This window comes from Vibrio gallaecicus, from assembly GCF_024347495.1.
Taxonomy (GTDB): domain Bacteria; phylum Pseudomonadota; class Gammaproteobacteria; order Enterobacterales; family Vibrionaceae; genus Vibrio; species Vibrio gallaecicus.
Genome location: NZ_AP025491.1, coordinates 513,362 through 539,117 on the forward strand (window position 1 = coordinate 513,362; position 25,756 = coordinate 539,117).

At 40.2% G+C, this 25,756-nt stretch carries 17 protein-coding genes and 1 pseudogene; 8 read left to right on the forward strand and 10 right to left on the reverse strand.

Annotation, left to right across the window (positions count from 1 at the left end):
• Nucleotides 1–8 precede the first annotated feature (8 nt).
• The 4 genes from OCU78_RS16785 to napF all read right to left on the reverse strand — a co-directional run bounded on the left by OCU78_RS16785 (nucleotide 9) and on the right by napF (nucleotide 3,878).
• A complete protein-coding gene (locus OCU78_RS16785) occupies nucleotides 9–464 on the reverse strand; it encodes a nitrate reductase cytochrome c-type subunit (RefSeq protein WP_137375257.1) in 456 nt (151 codons plus the stop codon).
• A 121-nt stretch (nucleotides 465–585) separates the two neighbouring features.
• Nucleotides 586–3,075 carry a periplasmic nitrate reductase subunit alpha gene (napA, locus tag OCU78_RS16790; RefSeq protein WP_137375256.1) on the reverse strand — a complete coding sequence of 830 codons (2,490 nt, stop codon included), beginning with the start codon at nucleotides 3,073–3,075 and terminating at the stop codon, nucleotides 586–588.
• Nucleotides 3,072–3,377 (reverse strand): chaperone NapD, encoded by a 306-nt coding sequence (locus OCU78_RS16795; RefSeq protein ID WP_137375255.1) that lies wholly within the window; start codon nucleotides 3,375–3,377, stop codon nucleotides 3,072–3,074. The genes napA and OCU78_RS16795 overlap by 4 nt, the downstream gene beginning before the upstream one ends.
• A 21-nt stretch (nucleotides 3,378–3,398) precedes the next feature.
• A complete protein-coding gene (gene napF / locus OCU78_RS16800) occupies nucleotides 3,399–3,878 on the reverse strand; it encodes a ferredoxin-type protein NapF (protein ID WP_137375254.1) in 480 nt (159 codons plus the stop codon).
• 252 nt (nucleotides 3,879–4,130) lie between these two features.
• Here napF and narQ point away from each other — a divergent pair.
• The 4 genes and pseudogenes from narQ (at nucleotide 4,131) to OCU78_RS16820 (ending at nucleotide 9,998) form a co-directional block, all read left to right on the forward strand.
• Nucleotides 4,131–5,862, forward strand: a pseudogene (narQ, locus tag OCU78_RS16805) (nitrate/nitrite two-component system sensor histidine kinase NarQ).
• On the forward strand, nucleotides 5,849–6,481 hold the full coding sequence (locus OCU78_RS16810) for a response regulator (RefSeq protein WP_137375252.1): 633 nt from the start codon (nucleotides 5,849–5,851) through the stop codon (nucleotides 6,479–6,481). Before narQ ends, OCU78_RS16810 begins: the two are co-directional and overlap by 14 nt.
• Nucleotides 6,482–6,694: 213 nt before the next feature.
• On the forward strand, nucleotides 6,695–7,501 hold the full coding sequence (locus OCU78_RS16815; RefSeq protein WP_137375251.1) for a substrate-binding periplasmic protein: 807 nt from the start codon (nucleotides 6,695–6,697) through the stop codon (nucleotides 7,499–7,501).
• A gap of 589 nt (nucleotides 7,502–8,090) precedes the next feature.
• Complete coding sequence (locus OCU78_RS16820) at nucleotides 8,091–9,998, forward strand: methyl-accepting chemotaxis protein (RefSeq protein WP_137375250.1); 1,908 nt, start codon at nucleotides 8,091–8,093, stop codon at nucleotides 9,996–9,998.
• Between the two features lie 122 nt (nucleotides 9,999–10,120).
• Here the strand turns inward: OCU78_RS16820 and dcuC are convergent, their stop codons facing one another.
• From dcuC to OCU78_RS16845, 5 genes are all read right to left on the reverse strand, one after another.
• Complete coding sequence (dcuC, locus tag OCU78_RS16825; protein ID WP_137375249.1) at nucleotides 10,121–11,488, reverse strand: anaerobic C4-dicarboxylate transporter DcuC; 1,368 nt, start codon at nucleotides 11,486–11,488, stop codon at nucleotides 10,121–10,123.
• Between the two features lie 362 nt (nucleotides 11,489–11,850).
• Entirely contained in the window at nucleotides 11,851–12,900 is a 1,050-nt protein-coding gene (locus OCU78_RS16830) for a GGDEF domain-containing protein (protein WP_137375248.1), read from the reverse strand.
• 346 nt (nucleotides 12,901–13,246) lie between these two features.
• Nucleotides 13,247–14,683: an endonuclease/exonuclease/phosphatase family protein gene (locus tag OCU78_RS16835; protein WP_137375247.1), complete on the reverse strand. Its 1,437-nt coding sequence runs from the start codon at nucleotides 14,681–14,683 to the stop codon at nucleotides 13,247–13,249.
• Nucleotides 14,684–14,907: 224 nt separating this feature from the next.
• On the reverse strand, nucleotides 14,908–16,062 hold the full coding sequence (locus OCU78_RS16840) for a hypothetical protein (RefSeq protein ID WP_137375246.1): 1,155 nt from the start codon (nucleotides 16,060–16,062) through the stop codon (nucleotides 14,908–14,910).
• Between the two features lie 211 nt (nucleotides 16,063–16,273).
• The gene (locus OCU78_RS16845) at nucleotides 16,274–17,416 is read right to left on the reverse strand and encodes an acyl-CoA desaturase (RefSeq protein WP_137375245.1); all 1,143 of its coding nucleotides are present in this window, start codon (nucleotides 17,414–17,416) and stop codon (nucleotides 16,274–16,276) included.
• Between the two features lie 164 nt (nucleotides 17,417–17,580).
• Between OCU78_RS16845 and OCU78_RS16850 the strand changes: the two genes are divergently transcribed.
• Nucleotides 17,581–18,129 (forward strand): GNAT family N-acetyltransferase, encoded by a 549-nt coding sequence (locus OCU78_RS16850; RefSeq protein ID WP_137375244.1) that lies wholly within the window; start codon nucleotides 17,581–17,583, stop codon nucleotides 18,127–18,129.
• A gap of 153 nt (nucleotides 18,130–18,282) precedes the next feature.
• On the opposite strand, the gene ylqF is transcribed toward OCU78_RS16850, so the two are convergent.
• Nucleotides 18,283–19,218, reverse strand: coding sequence for a ribosome biogenesis GTPase YlqF (gene ylqF / locus OCU78_RS16855; RefSeq protein WP_137375243.1), 936 nt, complete (start codon nucleotides 19,216–19,218; stop codon nucleotides 18,283–18,285).
• A gap of 827 nt (nucleotides 19,219–20,045) precedes the next feature.
• Here ylqF and OCU78_RS16860 point away from each other — a divergent pair.
• The 3 genes from OCU78_RS16860 (at nucleotide 20,046) to OCU78_RS16870 (ending at nucleotide 25,713) form a co-directional block, all read left to right on the forward strand.
• Nucleotides 20,046–22,136 carry a TonB-dependent receptor gene (locus OCU78_RS16860; protein WP_137375242.1) on the forward strand — a complete coding sequence of 697 codons (2,091 nt, stop codon included), beginning with the start codon at nucleotides 20,046–20,048 and terminating at the stop codon, nucleotides 22,134–22,136.
• Between the two features lie 87 nt (nucleotides 22,137–22,223).
• Complete coding sequence (locus OCU78_RS16865) at nucleotides 22,224–23,999, forward strand: ABC transporter ATP-binding protein (protein WP_137375241.1); 1,776 nt, start codon at nucleotides 22,224–22,226, stop codon at nucleotides 23,997–23,999.
• Entirely contained in the window at nucleotides 23,992–25,713 is a 1,722-nt protein-coding gene (locus tag OCU78_RS16870; protein ID WP_167494074.1) for an ABC transporter ATP-binding protein, read from the forward strand. The genes OCU78_RS16865 and OCU78_RS16870 overlap by 8 nt, the downstream gene beginning before the upstream one ends.
• Nucleotides 25,714–25,756 lie beyond the last annotated feature (43 nt).

Genomic DNA, 25,756 nt, shown 5'->3' on the forward strand with positions numbered 1-25,756 from the left:
GGCTACGATTAGCGCAATGAGTCAACAGGTTTGAACTCGTTCTCAACTAGAGGTTTAGCTTCAGCTTGAGGAACGTGACACTGTAGACAGAAGTAACGACGTGGTGAAACGTCTGCTAATACCGCATCTTCACGATTAACGTAGTGAGTAACACTAATTTTGGTTGCACCCATCTCTTTAGCATTTTTCCAGCTATGACAAGCCAGACATTTGTTTGCATTTAGAGATACTTCGTAGCTACGAATGGTATGAGGCACTAGAGGTGGCTGGTAAACATAGTCACTTTCTAGAACCTGGTCTCTTGGGAATTTTTTAAAATCATCTGCTGGGCGAGTAGTTTCTAGCTCACTCACTCCACGTAGTGACTCAACGCCGCCAATACCGCCTGGGTTTTCCAGTTCAGCTTGAGCTGCGCCTGCTAGCAAAATGCCAGCTGTTAGTAGGGCAGTAATCAGTTTTTTCATGTTAATTTCTCCGCCAAAGGCAATTCTTTGAGAGGACTACTTCGTTCAATAATTGTTGAAAAAAGTAGTCGCAATATTAAATACGTAAGATCATTTGGTTTAGTTTGAAAAGCCGGAGCGTTTACGAAACCTTAGTGATCTTAACTGGACACTTCTTATAATCCGTCTGTTTAGACAGTGGATCCGTTGCATCCAAGATCAACTTGTTGATCAGAATTCTTGCATCAAAGAATGGTACGAATACCAAGCCTTGTGGTGGACGGTTACGACCGCGAGTTTCAACACGAACACGAACCTCACCTCGTTTGTTTTCAATCAGAACTTCATCACCACGGCGCAAGCCACGAGCTTTAGCATCTGCAGGGTGGATGTAACAAAGTGCATCCGGTACTGCTTTGTAAAGTTCAGGTACACGACGAGTCATTGTGCCTGTGTGCCAGTGCTCAAGAACACGACCAGTACATAGCCACATGTCGTACTCATCATTTGGTACTTCAGGTGGAGCCTCGTATGGTGCGTTAATGATCAGTGCTTTACCGTCGGGTTTACCGTAGAAGTCCCAACCAGAACCTTTCTTAGCGTATGGATCTGAACCTTCTTTAAAGCGCCACAGAGTTTCTTTACCATCAACTACAGGCCAGCGTAGACCACGTACTTTATGGTAAGTGTCGTATGGTGCTAAATCATGACCATGGTCGCGACCAAAGGCTGCGTACTCTTCGAATAGCCCCTTCTGTACGTAGAAACCTTGAGCTTGTGCATCGTCATTAAGCTCTTGAGCTTCAGACAGTGGGAAAGCGTCAACGTTGCCATTTTTGTAAAGCACGTCATACATTGTTTTACCACGGTATTCAGGTGCTTTAGCTAGAAGTTCTTCGCCCCAAACTTCTTCAACTGTGAAGCGTTTAGAGAACTCCATGATTTGCCATAAGTCAGACTTAGCATCACCAACGGTTTTAACTTGCTGGTACCAAGCTTGTGTACGACGTTCAGCATTACCGTAAGCACCTTCTTTTTCAATCCACATTGCTGTTGGAAGGATAAGGTCAGCTGCTTGAGCAGTTGCGGTAGGATACGGATCAGAAACAACAATGAAGTTATCTGGGTTACGGTAACCAGGCAGACGTTCAGTATTGATGTTTGGACCAGCTTGCATATTGTTATTACACATTACCCAGTAAGCATTGATCTTACCGTCTTTAAGCATACGGTCTTGAACAACGGCGTGAGCACCAGGCTTGCCATTTAGAGTGCCTTCTGGAAGTTTCCAGATTTTTTCTGAAATCTTACGGTGTTTAGGGTTTGCTACTACCATGTCTGCAGGTAGACGGTGTGAGAACGTACCTACTTCACGCGCTGTACCACATGCAGATGGTTGGCCTGTTAGTGAGAACGGGCTGTTACCTGGAGTAGAAATCTTACCTGTAAGAAGGTGAATGTTATATACAAGGCTGTTCATCCAAACGCCACGAGTATGTTGGTTCATACCCATAGTCCAAAGTGACATTACTTTGGTGTTTGGATCCGCGTATTGTTTTGCAAGCTCAATAAGCTTGTCTTCAGATACGCCAGACATTTGTGAAGCTTTTTCAACTGTGTACTCAGATACTGACTTTTTGTAATCTTCAAATGAGATAGAAGTCATTTTGCCTGAGTTAGGGTTCGCTGCTGCTTTTTGCAGAGGATCGTCATCACGAAGGCCGTAACCGATATCGGTTGTTGCTTGTTTGAAGTTCGTGTGCTTATTAACGAAATCCCAGTTAACAGCATCGTTTTGGATGATGTAGTTAGCGATGAAGTTAGCAATTGCCAAATCAGATTGAGGTTCGAAAATATAACCAGTGTCAGCAAGCTCAAATGAACGGTGGTAGTAAGTAGACAGTACGTTTACTTTAACATGTGGATGGCTTAGACGGCGGTCAGTAATACGAGTCCAAAGAACTGGGTGCATTTCTGCCATGTTTGAACCCCACAGAACAAACGAGTCTGCGTGTTCAAAGTCATCGTAACAACCCATAGGCTCATCAATACCGAAAGTACGCATGAAAGCACCAACAGCAGAAGCCATACAGTGACGAGCGTTTGGATCGATGTTGTTTGAACGGAAACCTGCTTTCATTAACTTAACAGCAGCGTAGCCTTCCATAACAGTCCACTGACCTGAACCGAACATACCAACGCCTGTTGGACCGTTTTTCTTCAGAGCCGCTTTCCATTTTTCAGCCATTACGTCGAATGCCATATCCCAAGAGACAGGAGCAAAATCACCATCTTTATGGAATTTACCATCTTTCATACGAAGTAGAGGCTGTTCAAGACGATCTTTGCCGTACATGATTTTAGAAAGGAAATAACCTTTAATACAGTTAAGACCCTTGTTTACTGGTGCTTCAGGGTCACCTTGTGTTGCTACAACTTTACCGTTTTGAGTACCAACTAATACTGAACAGCCTGTACCACAAAAACGACAAGGCGCTTTGTCCCACGTGATTTTCGTTTGATCGGAGCTTGCAATCAGGTTGGTTGCTGTTGCCGGTAGAGATACACCTGCAACGGCTGCCGCAGATGCAGCTGCGTTTGCTTTCACAAACGCACGTCTTGTCATTTTCATACTTCACCCTCAAGTTGAGAATTGTTACTTCCAGTGTCTGAATCTAATTCGTCTAAGTCAGTCTCGATTTGGTGATAAACCAAAGCTGTACCTAAAACGTTCGGTAAATTGTTAATAGCGTCGATAGTATCGGTGACGAAACCTTGGTTTTCAGTTTCTAACACCACTATGATTTTGCCTTCTGGGCTATCACCGTAAATTTCAGCATTATCGTATTTTTCGATTTCTGCTTTCGTTTCCGCTAAATGCTCAGGGCTCACATGAACGACTAAACTTGATATATGCACTTCATTTAGTGCCATAAATTACTCTCGTTTTTATATTTATATATTGCTCACAAGGATAGCTGAAGTCGGGCAAACTGATACGCAGGCGCCACATCCGCTACACTCATCTAACTCGATTTTCGGTAGAGCCACACCACCGGCTCTGAGTTGAAATTGAATGGCCATAGGTTCACACATATCCCCACAACTTCTGCATTCAACATTCTGGTGGGCTAAACATTTATCATTTATTGAAGCCTTAGCGGTCCAAGGTGTTTCATGTTTAGCTTTGAAAATTGGTTCAGGACAGACATCTGCGCATTGATAACAAAAAGTACATTCGTCCTTTTGGAAATCCACGGTAGGAAATCCACCGTCGCCTACAACAATTATCTTAGTTTCACAAACCTGTATGCATTTTCCGCAGCGAGTACAATCATCTGCGAAAGAATCTAGGTTGTTAATCCATGGCAAACGAATTTGGCTAGAATCAACTTTACGTCTAGAGAATAGACGACGCTTTGAGATGTCTACCACTAAATGCCTATAGATGTTAATAAGATGTTGTAATTGTAGGTCATTGTTCCATTAATATCTTGTCATTTATTCTCACAAAGAGTTTAGTTTTAGAAATATTTGTATAAATACCCATTAAGGGCTAAATGGGGGGCTATCTTGTCTTAGATCAATAAATTACAGAACCAGCGATCACATATTGAATGGAGCTATGAATTTCGATGTGTGACAATATCGTAAGTTTAGTCAATCGCCGTAACTAGGAATAGATTCTTGTTAATAAAACCCGTTACATCTGTCACAAGTACCATTGCTAAATCGTTACTCTTGATTTTGTTGCTTTCAGTTACGACGACTGGTTTTGCTATTTATACTTTGGCATCCAGTTTAAATGATGCTGAAGCAGTAAATATTGCAGGATCCATGCGAATGCAAAGCTATCGACTTGCACATGATATACAAGTTGAATCAATGGATTACAGCATGCATATTCGAGAGTTTGAGTACTCACTATATTCCGATTCAATGAAAAATTTACGTAATTGGAATGTGCCTGAGGATATTACACAAGATTATTATCGAATCATTGGTCGCTGGCATGAACTAAAAACCGTTTTGCGAAGTGAGCATCCTGAATACTACCTAGCGATTGTGGCTAATTTTGTATCTGAAATAGATGGGTTTGTTTTTAAACTTCAAGAATTCTCTGAGAATAAACTGATCAAGCTTGCTTGGGTTGGGGGAATTGGCTTAGGTGGTGTTTTAGTCATTTCTTTATTTGTTGTTCATTTTGTACGTAAACAGGTTGTTAAACCATTACATGGGCTTGTTAGGGCCAGTCAACAGATAAAGAATCAAGATTTCTCAGTTCAAGTTCCCGTTCAAAATGACAATGAACTCGGGGTTTTAGCGAAAACATTTAATTCGATGGCAAAAGATCTTGGAGCCCTATACCGCAACCTAGAAGAAGCGGTGAATGAAAAGACAGGTGAGCTTCAAAATGCCAATCAATCATTACAAGTATTGTATGACTCTTCACAAGAACTAACAGTGGCACGTATAGCGCCTGAAAACTTTAGAGCTATCTTACAAAACTTAAATAGTTTAGATGGCATTGAATCTCTACGTTTAGAAATTGAAGATACGGCAGGGCGTGCTTTAATTTTAGATGAGGGCTATGATGTTATTGAATATGATGAAAAATTAGAGTTGAAGTTAGATGATCATGATCTAACACTGGGCTATTTGTATTGTTCATATCGCACTGGCTATTCAGATAAAGCGTTAATCGAAAGTTTTATACAACTGCTATCGCGAGCCATATTTTATAATCATGCACAGAAAAAGGCAGAGCAACTGCTGTTAATGGAAGAAAGGGCAACAATAGCTCGTGAGCTGCATGACTCACTGGCGCAATCTTTATCTTATCTAAAGATCCAAGTGACTCTGTTGAAGAGGGTCATTGCAAAGTTGCCTGAACACAAACATCGAGATCAATCCGAGCAAATAGCATTAGAGATTGGCGATGGTTTAGCTGGGGCTTATACCCAATTAAGAGAGCTACTCACCACTTTTAGACTTTCTATTAAAGAAGGCAGTTTTGGTGAGGCACTCAGTGATATGCTTGAGCAATTAAGCGAACGTACAGATGCTAAGATCAAACTAACCAATAATTTGTCCTCGATTGAATTAGATGCCCACAGACAGGTCCATTTACTTCAATTAATTCGTGAAGCAACAATTAACGCTATCAAACACGCTAATGCAGATGTGATTGAAGTGTGTTGTCTTGATGAAGAAGGCAAGGTGCTAGTCGTTGTACAAGATAACGGAGATGGCTTTGACCCAAATGATTCTAAATTGAATCATTATGGGGTAAGCATTATGCAAGAACGCGCGGCAAGGCTTAATGGTGACCTAACTATCGATGCGGCTAAAGGTAAGGGCTGTAAGGTAATTCTAGAATATAAAAGTTTTAAGGAAGTCTAAAGTTGACGATTTGTAAAGTAATGCTGGTGGACGATCACCCATTAATGCGCCGAGGCATTAGCCAATTATTGAGTTTTGAAGATGAATTTGATGTGATTGCTGAAGCTAGCAATGGCACTGAAGCCGTCGCGATTGCGCATGAAGAAGATCCTGATTTGATCTTGCTTGATCTGAATATGAAAGGGATGTCTGGTCTTGATACGTTGAAAGCATTACGTACGGATGGCTCACAAGCAAATATCGTTATTTTAACCGTATCAGATAGCCCTGCGGATATTGAAGCGATTGTGAAAGCTGGTGCTGATGGTTATCTATTAAAAGATACTGAACCAGATGAACTGATTGAGTTGTTAAAGAAAGCCCATAGTGGTGATAAGGCCTACAGTAGCGTTGTTTCTAATTACCTTGAAAATGCGGACAGTCGTGAAGATATTTTCGGTCAACTAACCGAGCGTGAAATGCAGATTCTTCAAGAAGTCGCAAAGGGTTACCGAAACAAGCAAATTGCTGATCATTTGTTTATCTCAGAATCGACGGTTAAAGTTCACATGAAGAGCTTATTGAAAAAATTACAAGTTCCGTCGCGTACAGCGGCAACCGTTTTATACCTTGAGCGCTATGGTGAAATGAAATAGCGTTTCTCTATTGAGCAAATATTTATTCATTACTTAAATGCCGTGTAATCTACCGATAACACGGCATTTTTTGTATTTATCCGTGCAAATAGTACGTGAATATACGTCTGATTATTATTAAGTTTTTATTTTATAAATCGTTTTATGCTGATCCTTGTGTCATGCTTACTTTACAAATTTTGTCAAAACTCAAGCAAATAATAAATTATTACTATGATGGACAATACCCGTTTTATTTTGATTTTGTCACTTAGTACACTGACAGGCTCGGATGCATTTACACAAGAAGAACCTAATCCAAAAACCCATAAGCCTAGTGCATCTATGGCAAAACCGGGGACACAGGAAAATAAGGTTATAAGGCTTGCGTCAGGTGATTGGTTTCCTTATACCTCCAGTAAAGAGGAAGGGGGTATTCTTGAGGATGTCATTGATCACGCATTCGAGACACAAGGATATAGCATTCAAATTGACTACTTTCCGTGGATACGAAGTGCCAAACTTGTCGAACATTCAAAATACGATGCTACTTTTCCTTGGTATCCGAATGCCGAAAGGGAAGAGTTGTTTACCATATCTTCTACACCACTTATCCATGTAGAAACAGTGATGTTTTATCACGAAAAAGTTGAGTTTGAATGGGACGAGATTGCGGATCTATCACAGTACGAAGTGGGTGGTGTACTAGGATATGCTTCAACTGAATTGCTTATTAAACATGGTATCGACATCATTAGTGCAACAAGTATGGAAGAGAATGTCTACAAATTGTACCGACACCGTATTGATGCATTACCTATGGAACGGCAAGTTGGCTTATCCATGATCAAAGAAATTACCCAAGATGATTCAGGCAGGATTCAAGTGAGTGATAAACCACTTATCAGTAAACCAATGTACATGTTTTTCCCCAAGACAGATAAAGGAGAGGAGCTATGCGAGATATTTGATAAAGGGTTGAATACTATTATTCAGAATGGCTGTTACGACTTATTACTTTCGAATAAGCCTTGTCACTAAGTCTGCTTTAGAACTGCGTAGCTATGTATCTATCTATGTAGCTACGTATCTATATAGTTAAGTTAGTAAAGCCCGTTTTCCGTTATCCCCCCTCCTCGACTCCTTGATTCCACAAGTATTCAAACGCGCAGTTAATGATAATTCTTGAGCTCCAGATCCTTAAAGGAACACCTGCCCATCAGTTAACGCTTAGTGACTCATGAGCGCTTATTCACTCTTTAAACAAGCTTCTTAAATTCTCAATGCTTCTTTTTGTTCTTTATTAATTGCAAATCAAGGTCACATATTCGGCAAGTTAGGTCTATTCTTATTTATAAAACACTCACTAAGTCACGTTTCTGGTGATGATAGTTACGAATTAACAAAAGTGTAATATTCATTTGAGAGCTTTAAGTTAATCTTTTATTCAATATATCAATGACTTTTATTTTTATATTGGTAAGTAATAGTAATTAAGTATGAGTGGTGGGGTATAAGTAAAAGCTAATATTTTGAGTAAAACAGCTTGAATAGCAAGGACAGCTTTGTTTAGTGCTGGTGAATGCAGCAGTATTCGAGTCATCAATAAGAATAATAGGTAGACACGATTATGAAACAGTTTGGGTTTAAAAATTTACTCCTTTTTTCAATCATCGCTTTGGTAGCGGTATCCGTTTCGGTTTCAAGTTATGTTTCATACATCAAGCAGGAGGAAACGTTAGTTGAAATTATTACTTCTGCCAATGAAGATTATGTAACTAAACAAGCTCAATTGATTGAAAATCAATTAGGTGAGAAAGTTTCTGGGCTAAGTAAATTAGCGGCAAAATTTCAAGTGGAAGAAGTGACAGGAACGCCAGAAGAGTTAATTGAACTGACCAAAATTATGGCAGGAGCGATGAACTTAAACAGTTCAGTCATTGGTTTTGAAAATGGTGATGGGTACTGGAATCAAACTGCAAAGAGTTGGCCAAACCATAAGCTTGACGGCGATATCACGGAGAGATCTTGGTATCAACTGGCGAGGAATAGCCAAGGTACAGCGATGACAGATCCGTACTTGGGAGCCGGCTCAGACATTTATTGGATCAGCATCGTTGAAAAAATTAAAAATGGAATGATATCTGTCGACATGCAGTTGGACTTCTTAAATGAATTAGTAAAAAGTGCAACCGAAATTCCAGGTGCTGTCGCTATCATAATTAGCCAAGACACCACCATTCTTGCATCTTCTACACCGTTGTTTAAAGCAAGCGAGAAAGCGTCTAAGTATCCATGGTTTAGGGATGTGGCAAATGAAGCCGTATCAAAAGTGAGTAGCGTAAAACACTATGATCTAGATGGAAGTGACAAGCTGCTATTTTCACATCAAATCAAGATAGCAGGTAAAAATTGGTACTTTGCTATTGGGGTGGATAATGATGTGGCGTACGCGAGCTTAGCTGAGGCTAAATACTCTGCCATTATTAGTGCCGTTACCGCCACGCTGATTAGCGTTATTGTTGCTTTCTTTGTATTACAGATCTTATATCGTCCTATTTTGGCATTAAGAACCACGATCGATGGCTTATCGCAAGGTAACGGGGATTTAACACAACGCCTTGAAGTGAATACAAAAGATGACTTGGGCGAAATTGCCAATGGCGTGAATAAGTTCATTGAAAGCCTACAACAGATGATGTTGGAAATTAAAGGTGTCACAGGAGACCTAAACGAAAATGTTGATAAGCTGAAAGATCAATCACAGCGCAATTCAATTATCCTCCAAAATCATGTTTCAGAAACTGAGCAAGTAGTTACAGCAATAGAAGAGATGAATGCAACGGCTGAATCGATGGCTGTTGATGCAGCAAATACAGCTCAATTAACAAATAAGGCGAATGAAGCTGGTAATAGTTCAAAGCAAACGGCAACACAAGCACAGTCGAATGTTTCAGAGTTGGTGTCAGATGTTGAAGTTGCTGCTGAAAATGTACAGAAGATGAGTAGTGAAACGGATGGTATTAATACAATTCTTGGAGTGATTGGAGCTATTGCAGAGCAAACGAATTTGTTAGCACTGAATGCGGCAATTGAGGCGGCACGAGCTGGTGAACAAGGTCGTGGTTTTGCTGTTGTGGCTGATGAAGTTCGTAACCTAGCCAGTCGAACTAAAACCAGTACTGAAGAAATTGAAGGCGCTTTGGGCAGTTTATTGAAAGGCAGCCAGTCTGTTGTTGAGTCTATGGATGTCACAAAAGATAGATGTGAACATACGGCAGAAGGCGCAGGAGAAGTGGTTGAAAGCCTTGAAACCATGACTCAATTTGTAATTGAAATTAATGACTTGAGTGCGCAAATTGCAACCGCTGCTGAAGAGCAGAGTAGCGTGACTCAAGAGTTAAGCCGAAATATGTCAGCGATTAATGACATTGTTGGAGAGCTCGATAGCAATGGTAAACAAGCATTAGATGGTGCTAGCAATATAGACAATGTGAATAGCCAATTGATAGAAATTGTAGGGCGATTCAAGTTGTAGAAGTTTATCATTGGTAATTAATTATCAATGGCTACTAAAAAAGGGACTCTCGATGAGTCCCTTTTTAGTCTAGCTTAGGTAAGCTTCGTTTAGATCAATTAGTTACTTTGCCAATGTAACGATTACGCGTACATTGGAACTAATACTAGAGTACCGAAAATCACAGTAATCAGACCACAAATAACAGGTACTGAAGTACGTTTTACAACTTCAAATGGGCTGATTTTACCCATACCAGAAGTGGCAACAATTACGCCCGATACTGGTGAAATAGTACGACCTAAGTTAGACGCTTGAAGCATTGGGATAATCAAGAATGCAGGGTTTAAACCCATTTTAGCTGCAAGTGAAGGTGCTAACTCTACGAATGCATAGAAAGGCGCATTACCAGAACCTGTTGCGATAGCAGCTGCAACCGTTAGCCCTGTTAGAATCAGCATCAATGCGATACCACCAGCGCCAGCCGCTTCCGCTAAGCCGATTAGGTTATCAATTGCACCGATAGACATAAGACCTTGAGCAAATACACCAGCCGCAACCAATAGCATTACCACGCCTTTGAATGCTTCAGCCATACCTTGGTAGCAAGAATCTAAATCTTCTAGCGTTTTCTCGCCGTCAAACTTTTTAACAACATAATCGATAACCGCACCCACGAAGATGGAGCCAACAACGATAGTGTAGATATCAAGTGAAAGCCCCGGGATCGTTCGGCCGTTGAATAGGAAAACACCGATAATAGGCAGGAATGGCAGTGCAGCATAAAAAGCGGGTGCTGTCGTTTCGATTTCTGAAACGTCTACTTTTTCCATTGGCGTATTTTCTTTCTTATCTAGATATTTGTTCCAGAAGAAAGCTGCGCCAGCCATCACGATGATTGCGCAGATAGAAACAGGTAATACCGTTTGAACGGCAAACACGTCAAGAGACATTCCTGATTTTTCTGCTGCGATAACCACGTCACCAGACGTTGGCGAAAGAATGATAGCCGCCGGTGAAGCACATACTGCAACAGCTGCTGGACGAGAAATACCCATCGCCGTCATCATTGGGAACAAAGTCGCCATTAATAGTACACCAAGACCTGTTGCAGAGCTTACTGCTAAGGACATTAGACACGCTACGATGTAGGCAGCAACAAGAAGTACATATGGAGATTTGATAGCAGCAAGCGGTTTAGAGAATTGTTTTACTACTACGTTGTTTGCGCCAATGTGAGTCATGTATGAAGCAAAACCACATAACAGCATGATTTGCATACCTAAGCCTCCACCACGGTATTGAAGCATGTATTTAACAAACTCTAAAGAGTCAGTAACCATGTTACCTGTAGAAGCTACTTTGGCAGGAAGAACAGTATGACCAATTAAGCCAGTGATAAGTAGTAACGCAATACCAGCAGTCAGTAAAACACCAGCAGCTTTATAGCCCTTCACAATGAAGTAACCTACCGCAATAGTAATAACTAATCCGATTAAGAGTTCTAACATAGAAATCTCCACTAAGTTTTAAAAAATATAAGAAACTGTTTCAAGATATGTCTATGAATGTACAGAAAAGTAGCCTGTGGCACGAGGGATAGTTGGGGTTGGTATGATCTAAAACAATGAATTTCTTCCATGTTAAAACTACTGATAAATCGTGTTTTCTCAGTGTTATATAGATGCTAATTCGAGTATTAGTTGTATTTTAAGAATATCGAACGGATCTCTTTTATGCAGTTTATAGGTGTGATAAACGTGAAAATGGGATTTATGAGGATGTGTCAGTTTGAGACCTGTATGTAGGGGTTAATACCATTAATGGATCTCGGCTCCTGAAATTGAGCTTGGTTTTTAACACTAACCTTAGCTCATAATGAAGTAGCTTGAATGGATGGACGAGAGGGCTCGTCAATTTGTACTTGGTTACGTCCATTATTTTTTGCCACATAGAGCGCTATATCGGCTCGCTTCATCCAAGTGTCAATTTCTTCGTTTGCAACGAGTTCTGCAATACCAATACTAAGGTTTATTTGAAATGGAGCAGATCTGCGACCTGCAGAAATCAGGCTAGAGAAGTGTTTTACGATATCATTTGCTTCATCCTTTGAAGTTTCAACCAATAAGAGCAAAAACTCATCCCCACCAAGACGGAATAAGATGTCAGTTTTTCGAGTATTTACCTGGATGGTATTAACGACCTCTTTGATTATTTGATCACCTACATCATGACCATACAAATCATTCACTTGCTTAAAATAATCTATATCTAGAATCGCGATAGAAGCGTTGATTGTTGATTGTTGATTTTGCATTTTTTCATCTGCTGCGTTTTGTAAAAATGTCTCGAGCTGATATCGGTTTAATGCACCGGTTAGAGAGTCCTTGGTAGAAAGGTTACGAAGTTCATGTTGTAACTTTCGAATAGATTGTATTGCGAAGTGTGAAATGAAAGCACAGCAAAGTAGAGCTAGAAAAAAGCGGAGGGTAATAGCGGGAATTTGATGCTGCATAGCTGCTACCGTAGTACCCAAAATAATAATACCATTAATCATAACGGCGAAGCGCTGAGGGATAATAAATACAACTGCTGTGATAATTGGGAATACCCAGTAGGTTGCCAGAGTACCAAATATATCCACACTTAAAATAATGGAAAATGAAATAAGAGCTAACGGGACTGAATAACCAAAGATCCTTTTATGGAGATATAGAACGCCATAAACTTCAATAAGTAAGCTAGCTAAAAAAGAAGATAGAACGAAAGCAAGGAATGTTTCACCAATAAAAAAGTTTTTGATGATCAATGGCAAAAATGTGAGAAGCACGACTAGCACGATGAACTTCAATACTCTTCTACGATTATGTAAGTCGAAAAGGGTATCAGTGTTGTTGTCAAACATGAACTTACGTCTATTCATACCAGAACACCTTGCATTATTATTCGTTGGTATAGAAAGAGCTTGTATGCATGTAAAAGTGAACATGAAATTACAACAATCATTGTTTGAGCATTGATTGAACTCGTTAGAGTAGCGTGCTTACTATGTCACTTTAGTTAAGCGTATTACGAGTCATATCACAATATTTAAGTTGTATTAGGTCGAAAGTTGAGAAGTTAAACAGAGTTGATTATGGGCTAACTTGTGAGAGGGGAATGGTACTTTTATTAGTGCAACAAAAAGCCCAACACGTTGCTGGGCTTTGATTGATAATTTATCTAGTTATCTAGTTATCTAGTTATCTAGTTATTTAGTAGCAGCTAAATTAGTTAGCGATATCTGCTTTGATCCAAACCATGCGGTGGTCTGAAGAAATATCTTTACCATTACCGTAGTTACCTACACGCTCATCATTCATAAGAAGACGACCAGATTCAAATGTAGCTGGCCAGTAAACACCAGTTTCAGTAAGAGTTAGGTTCGCAGAAGGAATAACATGGTCAAGACGCAAGCCACTTGTGCTTGTTACTTGATCTGGGTTTGGAGTATCCCAGTTAGCTGATTTACATTCGCCTAGTGCTAGGCACTCAGGTGCCCCAAGGCTTGCTGGAGCTAAAGGACCAAACGTTGCTAAACGGTTTACTTTATCGTGATCCATCAGTGCGTTGATCGCAGTCAGGTCGCCATCGCCTTTAAGTGGGTCAGCGTTCAGGTCACCCATAACAACGAATTTAGCGTCAGCTGCTAGTGCACCAGTTGTGCCTTGGTCATCAGTAAATACAGTACTTGAAGTGCCTTCGATGTATTGGATCCAGAAGTTAACTTCATCAGCATTTTGAGCTTTGTTTTTACCTGTATCAAAAATTGGTGGAGTAGGGTGAGACATCAATAAGTGAATAGTTTCAGTACTGCCATCTGATTGAGGTATCAGGATCGGTGCATCTACGTGGTTCTTAGAAGAAAGGCGCATATCAGCCCATTCAGCCGCTGTGTACCACTCGTCACCACAGCTCATGCCATCAGGAATTGGGTTCCAAGAATCATCACAGTTAGTAATGGTTGGAATTACCGCCCCTTCAAGATCTTTCCATTTGAATTCTTGGAAAGTACGCATGTTATCTTTATCAATTTCATACTGAGACATCAGTGCAAATGCGTATTGACCGTGGTAGTTACCAAAGCCCCACGCATCGCCTGGTAGTTGACCAGGAGTACCATCATTGTCAAGATCGTGTGGGCTAACTAAACCTGTATTAGTTGCGAAGTTTGCAAAATATTGAAATGCAATTGGCTCAAGCACGGTACCATCTTGGTCGATGCTGTTTGAGTTTTGAGGAACAGCAAGGTAGTTCAAACGAAAAGCAATTAGCGCATCGTTATTTGTGCCTGTGCCGTCATTGTTGAACTCAGACATCATGATAACAGCAGGTCTTTCAGTTTGAATGATAGCTGCAACGTTACGAATTTGAATTACTTTAAGAGCAGTTGCGGTATCTTCTTCAGACAAAGTACCTGCTTTCCAGCCATCAACAAGAGCGGTTTGCTCTACTGTTGTTAGTTTCATTTCAGCCACTAGATCTTCATAAGTATAGCGGTCAAATGAAAGGTTAAATGCAGCAATACGACCTTCACTATCAACAGGAGCCGGTGCTGGGACCTCAGGCACTTCTGGTAGATAGTTGTTCGTTGTTGTCTCGTCATTACAACCCATTAACATAGTTGCAGAGATAGCTAGAGCAAGAGTACTTTTTAATATTTTCATAGTGTTACACTCAATAAGATGATGAAGAACAGAAGTTCGCGCATCTTACGGTATAGGATACACCAGATAAAGTGACTTCAGTCACGATAATGCAATGTAGGATTAATCGATTGCATTAAATTTTGTGATTTGGTGACATCATGCGAATTACCACAAAATATCAAGTGTAACCTTATGCATATTGAGTGGTAAAAAATGCACTCATAAAAAGTGCATTTACTGTGTTACATAGCTGCTATTCGCTTCGCTGATTGCCTAGCCTTTAACATCTCTTGTGAGCTTTCGATTTCTAACATTTTATCTTCAGCATCTTCATCGCTCATTTTAATAAGTGTTTTAGCTGCATGGTAGGGAGTTGTTTGTTCAAGTTGAGTGATATCGTAACCTAATTCATCAAGCAGCCATGTTGCAGCCCCTCCGGTGGAATAAAAGATCCCCCATCGGAAGAACATCTTTGCAGTTTTAGCATCGAAGTTATCAACGTGTGGATCAATACCAGAAACAAAATTATCATCATTATTTTTATGGGCATATTTACCAATCATGGTCTCTACATACTGTGCTGTTCCTTCCCCCCTTTCTTGGCATAGCCCCATGTTTTTAGCCATTTTTTCAGGAGTATCATCAACACGCATTTCATCATATTTTAAAGCGACATAACGTTTTAGTAATTCAGTTGCTTCGGCTTTGGATAATTTTGTTGGTAAACCTTTAAAAAGATCTAATTGAGCAACTTGTCTAACCAATATATTTTCTTTGAAAGGGTATTTTGAGTTATATTCAGAATCTAGGTATTGAGCGCACCATGGTAAACTCTTGAATTTATTTACTTGATAAGAATGAAATACTTCATGTACGGCAAGTTTACTAAAACTTAGTTGAGAATTAGTTACCATAGTATCTTGAATGCTATAATTTTGAGCGTAATATTTGTCACCATTGATTATATAATCAAAATAATATCCGACAGTTCCTATTTTATCGTTTGCCGTATGCATTTGTGCCTCATATTTATAGATGTTCAAACCTAAGCTTTCGTTTAAACCTAACTTCTGAGCACTATCAATTTTAGATTTTGGATTAATAATAAAGGCTGTTTCAGGGTTACCTTGTGAATCTACTCTGACCATATAATGAGGCTCTGACTTATAGTCAAAGCCTTTCCATATTTGGCTTTTTTCCAGATAATCCATAGACTTTTTGATATCAAGAATCATTCTTTCATCGACTTGATTAGCAAGTTCAGTATCCCCTACGTTAGGAGTGGTAGGAGTGGTAGGAGTGGTAGGAGTGGTAGGAGTGGTAGGAGTTTTTGAGTTGTCAGAGTTGCAACCTAAAATAACGGAACAAGCTAAAGTGACGGTGGTTATATATTTCATAGTAAACTCATTTTGATAATATTTAATTGGTCATTAAGTTTGAGAAGATATTATCAACAAAGTTCGATTAGCTACGTAAGTGAATGTAAGCTGTGTTATTAGTGATGTAAATAATTAAATTAATATATTCATAATATTATAGCTGTTAATAAAAAAGCCTCTTAATAAGAGGCTTTGAATCAAAGTAATAATTATTTAGATAAATCCAAATCTACGCGTATTGCTCCACAGTCATTACCCAATTTTTCTTTTGCTGTTCGAAGTTCATTTTTATTTGTTGGTAACGAACTTTAAGTAATGAGTGTTCATATTTTTTCACGACATCTTCACGCTTACTTTCTAAAAGCTGTTTTTTAACGGCGTAATACTCATTCATATTGGATACTAGAGCATCAAACTCTAACTGAAGTTTTTCTGAAATTTGTTGTTTGTCTGCTCGGTGCATGATTTTTTCTTGAGTCACTTTGAGCAACATGGATGCTTCAGCTTTCTCGATTCTAGCTTGAGGAGTCACTCGCAATTTTGTCGCAAGCCCAAACCATGAAGATAGTTTGATGACCCATTTTGTTGGATCATATTGCCACCAATAAATACCATTTCGGTAATCGTTCTCGAAGATATGGTGAAAATTATGGTAGCCCTCACCAAAAGTTAAGAATGCAAGAATCCCGTTATCTCTAGCTGTATTTTTATCCGTAAAAGGTTGGCTACCCCAGATATGAGCTAAAGAGTTGATAAAGAAAGTTGTATGGTGGTTTAGTACTAAACGTACAGCGCCAACGATGAGAAGCATGCCAATCACGTCGCCATGAATAATGCCTAAACCAATAGGAACACCAAAGTTCATGATTAGTGCGAGCGGTACATAATATTTATGCTGCCACATTAGAACTTTGTCTTTCTTCAAGTCACGGCAGTTAGCGTAATCATCTGTTGCTGCTGTCTTGTAGTTACGTAACATCCAACCAATGTGTGAATACCAAAACCCACGCTTTGCTGAATAAGGGTCTTTATCATTGTTATCAACATGCTTGTGATGAACTCGGTGATCAGAAGACCAATGCAATGCACTGTTCTGCAGAGCAAATGCGCCTCCTAAGGCAAATAGGAATCGTAAGCTTGAATGTGCTTCAAATGCTTTATGAGACCACAAACGGTGGTAACCCGTGGTGATGGAAAGGTTACAGAAGCTAAAGCATATCGCGAGCCATATCCAGTGCTCCATGCCGTAGCCATTAAAGTAGCCGTAGATAGGCGCAGCAACCACAGCAAGCAACATGCTGAAAGAGAAAATAAAAATGTTAAGCCAAATTAGCGGCGGCCTTTCCGTTGGTTGTGTTTGAGTAGGTTTCATACTAAATTCCATTGAGCTTACAACTGTTCGCTAGAATATCAGCGTACACGTGTAAGTCAATATTGAAATTGTAAACTGTGATTAGTATGTTTTGCTTCAAATACCTGTATAGTTAGTATTAAATGTAGAATGAAGCAATAAATGGAAGTAGTAAGGGCTAATAAATGGAAATTAGAGTAGCTGAATATAAAGATTACGAGCGAATTGCACAGTTACACGCAGACAGTTGGAAAAAGTATTACCGCGGTATTTTGGCTGATGAATACCTAGATAATGATGTATTGGATGATCGATCAGTCATTTGGCAAACACGTTTAATAAACCCACCTTTTAATCAACATGTACTGTTGTTAGAAGAGGGAGGTTTACTGATTGGCTTTGTATGCGCATTTGGAAATCACAGCTTTGAGCGTGGAACGTTTATTGATGCGTTGCATGTTGATAGTAACTTCCGTGGCAGAGGGGCTGGGAAACGCCTTTTAGCTGAATTAACAGATTGGCTACAACATTACTTTAATGATTCAGGTTTGTATTTAGAAGTGATGTCTGCGAATACGCAAGCGGTTGATTTTTACCAATCTATTGGCGGAAAAGAAGAGTTAGAACAAGTTTGGAATGCACCTTGTGGAAGCCAAGTAAATGAGAAAGTGTATTCATGGGCTTCACCGAGTGACTTAGCGGTTAAAACCAAGCAGGTTGAGTTTTCAGAATAAATTAAGTTGCTGAGCTAATACCAACTTACGGAATGGTAATTCACTAAACAGCAACTCATTAAATCACAGTACACAATGATAAAAAGCCCCGCGAAACTGAATAAGTTTGCGGGGCTTTATTATTTGAATCCGGAAAGAACTTAAAAAATTAACTTATCGTTTGTTCTTTAAGTAACGCTTACGACGTTCTTCTTTCTTCTTGATTTGTTGTTCAGCTTTTAGCGCAGCAGCTTTTTCAACTTCAACCAATTCATGAGTAATCATCTCTGGCAGTTCAAGCGTGACTTTGCCTAAAGTACCGTTGCGAAGCTCATGAAGTAGAATTTCAGAACATTTGTGAATATCTATATGACCACCAGCACGAAGTGCGCCACGTTTACGGCCAATAGCTTCCATTAATTCAATGTCAGATTCTGGCAGATCTTCAATTTGGTAGCGTTCTTGAAGTAGGTGAGGGTATTGTTTTGCTAAATACTCGACTGTGTAAAATGCTACTTCATCGTACTCCATTGCCGTGTCTTTAACCGCGCCTGTTGCAGCTAAACGGAAGCCACTGTGCGGGTTTTCCACTTTAGGCCAAAGGATTCCTGGAGTATCGGAAAGGATTACGCCGTTCTGCAAATTGATACGTTGTTGGCGACGAGTTACCGCAGGTTGGTTACCAGTTACCGCAATCGTACGTCCAGCCAAACAGTTGATGATGGTCGATTTACCCACGTTAGGGATCCCCATAATCATTGTGCGAATGTTCTTGCCCATCTGTTCACGGTGTGGTGCTAGCTTACGAACTAGCTCCATAACGTGGTTGACTTCGTCTTTGTTGCTGGTGGTAATCGCAATCGCTTTAACGCCTTGCTCTTTCTCAAAGTGCTCAATCCACATTTGTGTTAATTCAGGATCAGCAAGATCGCGCTTATTCAGCACCTTAACAACAGGCTTATCGGCTTTGATATCCGCAATCATCGGGTTTTCAGAACTAAACGGAATACGCGCATCTAGTACTTCAATGATGACATCAATTTTTGGGATAACTTCTTCGATTTCTTTACGGGCTTTGTGCATGTGGCCCGGAAACCATTGAATAGACATAGAGATAAACCTTGATAAACATATTTGCTGCACATTGTAAGGCTTCAATAGAAGCTGTAAAGGCATATATCTTCGAGAGCTTCACTTTAGGGCAGAATGTTTAAAGCAGTGCAGGTGTTTGTTTATGCACCTGCACTTGTTGCTATGGGCAATTCTCAGCATTAGCTCAACGATTATAAGGATACACAATGATTATAAATATATAGAACTCAAATAAGCTGCAATATCGACCGCAGCAGCATTCATGGGTGCCAGTGATGGCGATATTCTTTATTGTGATTACTTCAGAGAGTGCAGGTTCATTGATGTCTTAAATCTATGATAATTTTCAGGCGTTCAAGACGGCATCATCGAGTTAATTGGGTATAAACTCCACTTGGTGGGGGAAACTTAAGAGATGGTATTGGGCTTATTATCCTAAAGTTTGTTGCTAGACAATGCCATTATTTCCTGTTGATCCGACTTACTGCTAGGCTAACTGACTTCGATAGTTAATGAATCTCGTAGTGAGCCTAATGACCATGTACAACAGGATAAATGCTGTCACTATACCAGTCAAAATTCAGGTCAATTGCTGTAACGTTTCTATATGAGACACCAATTTACCACATCTTTAGCACCTTAAAGCACAATGTGTGCCTGATGCCCAATAGCTCCCCCTATAGTATTAAATCAAAATACATACTTTCTAAGAGTACGTTTATCAATTTGTAATTCTTGTAGTGATTGAATTGTTCCGTCCAGTGATGTTTGTTGTATTTTAATGAGAATAATATTCATTTAATATTTCGCTAATTTTTATGAACTAAGCGATAGAGATTTATCTAATGAATAACTTCACAGTAGTAGTAGCCGCAATTGCTGGGCTCTTTGGTACTTTACCTGCTATTGCAATCGAAAATGTTGATGAGACGATGATTGTGCAGGCAGCCAGAGTAGATAAAGATATTAAAGATATTCCACAGAGTATGGATTTTCTGACGTCGGAAGATATGGAGACGCAGCGATATCGGACGGTTGCTGATGCTATAAAGTCGATTCCTAACATGTCGATGTCTGATATCGCCGGGGACTACAATTATGTTCAAGTACGCGGATTACCAAGAAATTTAGAGCAAGCCAATGTACCTATTTACGTTGATGGAGTGCCACAAACTAGCTTATATGGTCTGAACTTATCACTGGTCGATGTGGAGTCAATAGAGTTCCTAAGAGGACCTCAAGGAAACATATATGGTAGTAATGCCCGAGACGGTATTATCGTTATTACGACTAAAAAACCAGATAATGAATCCACTGCCCGAGTAAAGCTTAGCGTTGCTAATTATAATGAAAAGAGCGCTCAGGTTTTGGCATCGAGTGCACTCATTGAAGATCAACTTAGTGCGAAAATCGCAGTGAATCATCTAGAACGCGATGGCTTTGTCAAAAACACTCATTTAGGGAAGTCGGTGGATGACAAAAAACAAAATAATATCGCGATAAGTTTATATTGGACTCCAAGCGAAGATTGGTCCGCAACCTTGTATATGGACTACGGTGAAATTGACGGTGGCGCTTACCCATATGTGCCTGAGTCTTCAAAACCAAACCGCGGGGATGATCTTAAGACAGCGTTTGATGTAGAAGGTGTATTTGACCAAACATCAAAAGGGATGGCGTTAAACGTAGACTGGAATCTTACCCCTGAGTGGACACTAAGCTCTGTATCTGGGTATCGAAAGATTGATACGTTCGGTCGCTTTGACGCTGATTTAGCCGTTACAGCTGATGCCGCTTCAACCTTGGTTGACACTTGGATAAGAGAAAAAGATTACTTTCAAGAGGTGAGACTTGCCTCGACACCTAATGAACTGCCTATCGATTGGATTGTTGGCGCTGCATATTACAAAGTAACAGAAGACAACAACAATCAAGCGGCAATGAAAGAGTCTAATATGGCGTTGACAAAAACGGCCGGTGATTTTGAACGAGATACTTATACTGCTTACGTTGATGCGATTTGGCGTTTTACACCTACATGGTCATTAAACTTAGGTGCTCGTTATACAAAAGAGAATTATGAGATAGATTCCTCTTTCTACAATATGTTTCTAAATCCAGCTCAAACTCAAGATGATTACAAAACGGATTACTCAGAGTTCATGCCAAAAGTTGCGTTATCAAAAGATTTTGGACGGGATCACACGATCTATGCAAGCTACGGGGAAGGGCTTTTAAGTGGTGGTGGTAGTTGGATGGCTGAAGAAACCACTGCTGCTGGAGAGCGTTTGGGTTACGGAAAAACATACGCTCCGGAAACAAGCAAAGTCGTCGAAGTGGGTTATAAAAGTTATTGGCTTGATCGCACAGTAATGACCAATATAAACCTATTTGATGCCCGAGTGGAAAACTTCCAATACGCGTACCCTGATGCTGGTGGCAATACACGCATCGCAAGCATACAAGAAGTGCGTTCTCAAGGTATTGAAGGCTCTATTTCAGCCTTGTTAACGGATGCTTGGCAAGCGGCACTAAGATTTGGCTTTAATGACGCTAAGATTACCCAAGTGGATGGTTACACTGGCGCAAGTATGGCCGAAGGCAATCGAGTGCCGTATGCCCCTGAACATAATGTCCATTTTGAAACGACATATTTTGCTGATATTAACGATGATTGGAGTTTTACACCTTCTATGAGTATGGGGTACTTCGGAGAAGTGGCTCAAGATGGACGAGGTGAGAAGTTCCAGAAACCTTACTTGGTCGTGAATGCCAACCTTGATTTTTCATATCGAGATGATTATTCAATCCGACTGTGGGGGGCGAATTTAACCGATGAGCGCTATCAAACTTACTCTGTGAAATGGGGTAGCAGTAACTACAGTACCTATGGAGAGCCGTTAAGGTTTGGAGTGGATTTAGAAGCAAAATTCTAACCAAGTAAATTAATGAGTGTGCATACGCTTACTTGATTTCAGGCAGCATGTCATGTGCTGCCTTTCTCGTGTTAAAAAGGAATTATTATGCAGCAAGCCGATTCGCATCCCCTAAAATGGTTATTCAACCAATGTAAAGCTCAACAATGGATGCTTTGGTTGGCGATTCTATTTTCGTTGACCGCAGCTGTCCTTGCCCTCGGACCTTATTATGTTGTCTATTTAATTGTTGATAAATTGATAGCGGGCATAGGATGGGACCAGCTTTGGTCGTTATCGATTATTGCGCTTTCTATCATGGTTGCACGTTACTTATCTTTATTGATGTCAGTGTACTTGTCTCACCACTGTGCTTTTCAGATTCAATATAATATTAGGCGCTCGGCAATAAGTCGTCTTTCAAAAACAAGACTCGGTTTTTTTAGTCAAAAAAATAGCGGAGAGTTGAAAAAGAATCTGACGGAAGATATTGACCGTATCGAGGTATTCATTGCACATCAACTCCCTGATTTGGTGTCTTCTTTTATTATTCCGTTGGCGACGTTCATTTTGTTAATGGTGATTGACACCAGAATGGCGCTAATAGCATTAGTACCCATTCCCCTCGCTATCATATGTCAGGCTGTGTTGTTTAAAGACTATAAATCGAAGGCTGAGCAATATCATGAGTCCGTCGAAAAACTAAACAGTTCTGTGACAGAGTTTATTAGAGCCATGCCCGTTGTTCGTTTATTTGGTATTGGAGATCGTTCTTACAATCAGCTAGATAATGACATACAGAACCATAAGAAATACATCGAATCATGGACCAAAAGCGCGGGTTGGCCTTTCGCTTTATTCAAAATCGTTCTGAGTTCTGGACTTGTATTTCTTGTGCCTTCCGGCTTGTATTTTTGGTTTCAGGGTTCGCTGAGTGTTTCAAGCTTTTTGCTGTGCATTCTGCTCGGTGTAGGTATGTTAGAGCCGCTGTTTAATCTCACGTTATTGAGTACGTATCTTGGGCAAGTGTTTGAAGGTGTGGCGCGTTTAATCAAAATAGTAAATTTGCCTGAATTGGAGGGCATCGCGAGTCAACCCGAAATACGTCACCATGACATAGAATTTAACAGTGTCGACTTTTGTTATGAAGAGCAGCAACGAAAGGCGATCAGTAATGTGAGTTTCACGTTACCTTCAGGGAGTCTTACTGCCATCGTTGGTCCTTCTGGGGCGGGGAAAACCACCTTGGCTTCTCTGCTAGCGGGTTTCTGGCCTTTGACTGGTGGCGATATTTTGATTGGCGGACTTCTATTATCAAAGATGTCTGAAGCGAAGCGTATGGATACCATGGCTATGGTTTACCAAGACTCCTTTGTATTTACTCAGTCTGTATCTAGTAACCTTTCCATGGGTAAACATTATTCAATGGAGGCCATTGTTGCGGCGGCAAAAGCGGCGAATGCTCATGATTTTATCTGCCAGCTTCCAAATGGGTATGACACTGTGATTGGCCAAGATACACGACTCAGTGGTGGTCAAAAGCAAAGGTTATCGATTGCTCGTGCGATATTGAAAGATGCGCCAATCATCATTTTGGATGAGCCGACCTCTAATTCCGACGCCACCAATCAAAAGCTTATTCAAAACGCCTTGAACAAACTGATTGTAGGGAAAACAGTGATCATCATTGCTCACCGTCTTGTCACGATTCAGAGGGCGGATCAGATACTCGTTATGGATGATGGGAAGCTTATTGAGCAAGGGACACATGGTCAATTGATCGAACTTGATGGCTTGTATGGCTCAATGTGGCATAAGAGTCAAAATGCGCAAAAGTGGTCAATGACTAATAAAGCAAAGAATGAGGAGATGGATTGTGCTTAATCAAATAATGCGTTTATCTGGTTGCTCGATGGCAACGATTGGGAAAAATATAGCCGTCGCGATAGCAGATGCGGTCACTATGATTGTGCCAAATTTTTGTGTGTTCTTTATTCTTGCCGAAATGTTGGATCCAACGCCATCTAAAAATCACCTTATTTTTTACAGTTTTCTCATTGTGGGTTGCTTGTTTGTTCGATTGATTGCAGTGAAATTGACTTTCACTACACACAGTGAATTTAGTAGCCGTTCGGGTTATGAAATGCGGAAAGATATGATGAAAAAACTCACCCGCATTCCTTTAGGTTCATTACTCTCTATGGATTTAGGAACCCTTAATAATACCTTATTAAAAGACGTTGAATTTACAGAGCATACATTATCACACGTTATTAGCTATGTGCTTGGTATTGCCTGTGTGCTTGTTTTGTTAATGATGGGTCTATTCATGTTTGATTGGCGTTTGGCGTTGAGCATGCTTATTGGTTTTCCTGTCGCAATAGCCATGTTTGTGTTCTTGTCTCGTTTAAGTCAAGAGGGCAAAGGCAAACTGTTTCGAACCGCAGATAAATTGAGCAGTGCAATATTCGAGTACATTATGGGAATACGAGTACTTAGAGCGTACGGACAAGCTGATGGAGAGTTTCTAGAACTTGATGAAAAAATGAAAAGTGCGCGAGATGCTCACTTAAAATACGAAATGAGAGCCAGTTTGGCCCCAGCCACGTTCATTATTTTTTCTGAGGCAGGCTTTGCCAGTTTGATCATGTTTGGGCTTTATTCCATATGGACAGAAACGCTCTCTATTACTGTTTTTTTGTTGTTCTTACTTGTCTCAATGCAATTCTATCGTCCACTTACTCAACTCGCGATTTTACTGACTCAGTTTCAGTACTTTAAGGTGTCGATGTCTCGTATTGAAGGGGTATTGGAACAAGACGAACTGATCGAAGAGACTAAGACAGTACCGGAAAATGTAGGGCATGAAGTGAGTTTCAGTAATGTACATTTTCGTTATAAAGATACACTGCTTTTCAATCGTATGAACATTACTTTTCCTGAGCGCTCGGTAACAGCGATAGTGGGACCGTCGGGATCCGGAAAATCAACAATGATGAGTTTGATCGCTCGTTTTTGGGACACGGAGGAAGGCGCGATCACGATTGGAGGAAAGAACGTAAAAAGCATGAGTCAAACCGAGATTTCTGAACATATTAGTATGGTTTTTCAAGAGGTCTACCTATTCGACGATACTATCTATAACAACGTGGTGATGGGGCAGGAAGTTTCACCAACAAAATTAGAGCAGGTTTGTCGTCAAGCGCAATGCTGGGAGTTCATTCATCGTTTTTCTGATGGGTTACAAACGGTTGTCGGAGAGGGAGGAATGAGACTCTCCGGAGGTGAAAAACAACGAATCTCCATTGCAAGAGCACTGTTAAAAGATGCACCTATTGTGCTGCTTGATGAAGCGACTGCGGCGTTGGACGTAGAGAATGAGGCGCTTATACAACGCGCTATTTCCTCTTTGGTCAAAGACAAAACAGTTATACTGGTTGCGCATAATTTATTGAATGTGATCCATGCCGATCAGATTGTTGTCTTGGAGAATGGCGAGATAGGAACGGTTGGAAACCATGATCAGTTGATAAAATCATCAGATGCATATCAAACATTGTGGAATGACCAGTTGGAATCACAAGGATGGAAAGCTTAATGTTCTGTTTTTTTTGATTTATGTAGGTCTGTGTAAACTTCAA

Excerpts from the sequence above, each read along its gene's own strand:
- OCU78_RS16835 (WP_137375247.1), bottom strand. The coding sequence starts at position 14,683 with ATGAAAATATTAAAAAGTACTCTTGCTCTAGCTATCTCTGCAACTATG.
- OCU78_RS16840 (WP_137375246.1), bottom strand. The coding sequence starts at position 16,062 with ATGAAATATATAACCACCGTCACTTTAGCTTGTTCCGTTATTTTAGGT.
- OCU78_RS16830 (WP_137375248.1), bottom strand. The coding sequence starts at position 12,900 with ATGAATAGACGTAAGTTCATGTTTGACAACAACACTGATACCCTTTTC.
- napA (WP_137375256.1), bottom strand. The coding sequence starts at position 3,075 with ATGAAAATGACAAGACGTGCGTTTGTGAAAGCAAACGCAGCTGCATCT.
- dcuC (WP_137375249.1), bottom strand. The coding sequence starts at position 11,488 with ATGTTAGAACTCTTAATCGGATTAGTTATTACTATTGCGGTAGGTTAC.
- OCU78_RS16795 (WP_137375255.1), bottom strand. The coding sequence starts at position 3,377 with ATGGCACTAAATGAAGTGCATATATCAAGTTTAGTCGTTCATGTGAGC.
- ylqF (WP_137375243.1), bottom strand. The coding sequence starts at position 19,218 with ATGTCTATTCAATGGTTTCCGGGCCACATGCACAAAGCCCGTAAAGAA.
- OCU78_RS16850 (WP_137375244.1), top strand. The coding sequence starts at position 17,581 with ATGGAAATTAGAGTAGCTGAATATAAAGATTACGAGCGAATTGCACAG.
- OCU78_RS16820 (WP_137375250.1), top strand. The coding sequence starts at position 8,091 with ATGAAACAGTTTGGGTTTAAAAATTTACTCCTTTTTTCAATCATCGCT.
- OCU78_RS16785 (WP_137375257.1), bottom strand. The coding sequence starts at position 464 with ATGAAAAAACTGATTACTGCCCTACTAACAGCTGGCATTTTGCTAGCA.
- OCU78_RS16860 (WP_137375242.1), top strand. The coding sequence starts at position 20,046 with ATGAATAACTTCACAGTAGTAGTAGCCGCAATTGCTGGGCTCTTTGGT.
- OCU78_RS16845 (WP_137375245.1), bottom strand. The coding sequence starts at position 17,416 with ATGAAACCTACTCAAACACAACCAACGGAAAGGCCGCCGCTAATTTGG.
- OCU78_RS16865 (WP_137375241.1), top strand. The coding sequence starts at position 22,224 with ATGCAGCAAGCCGATTCGCATCCCCTAAAATGGTTATTCAACCAATGT.
- OCU78_RS16815 (WP_137375251.1), top strand. The coding sequence starts at position 6,695 with ATGATGGACAATACCCGTTTTATTTTGATTTTGTCACTTAGTACACTG.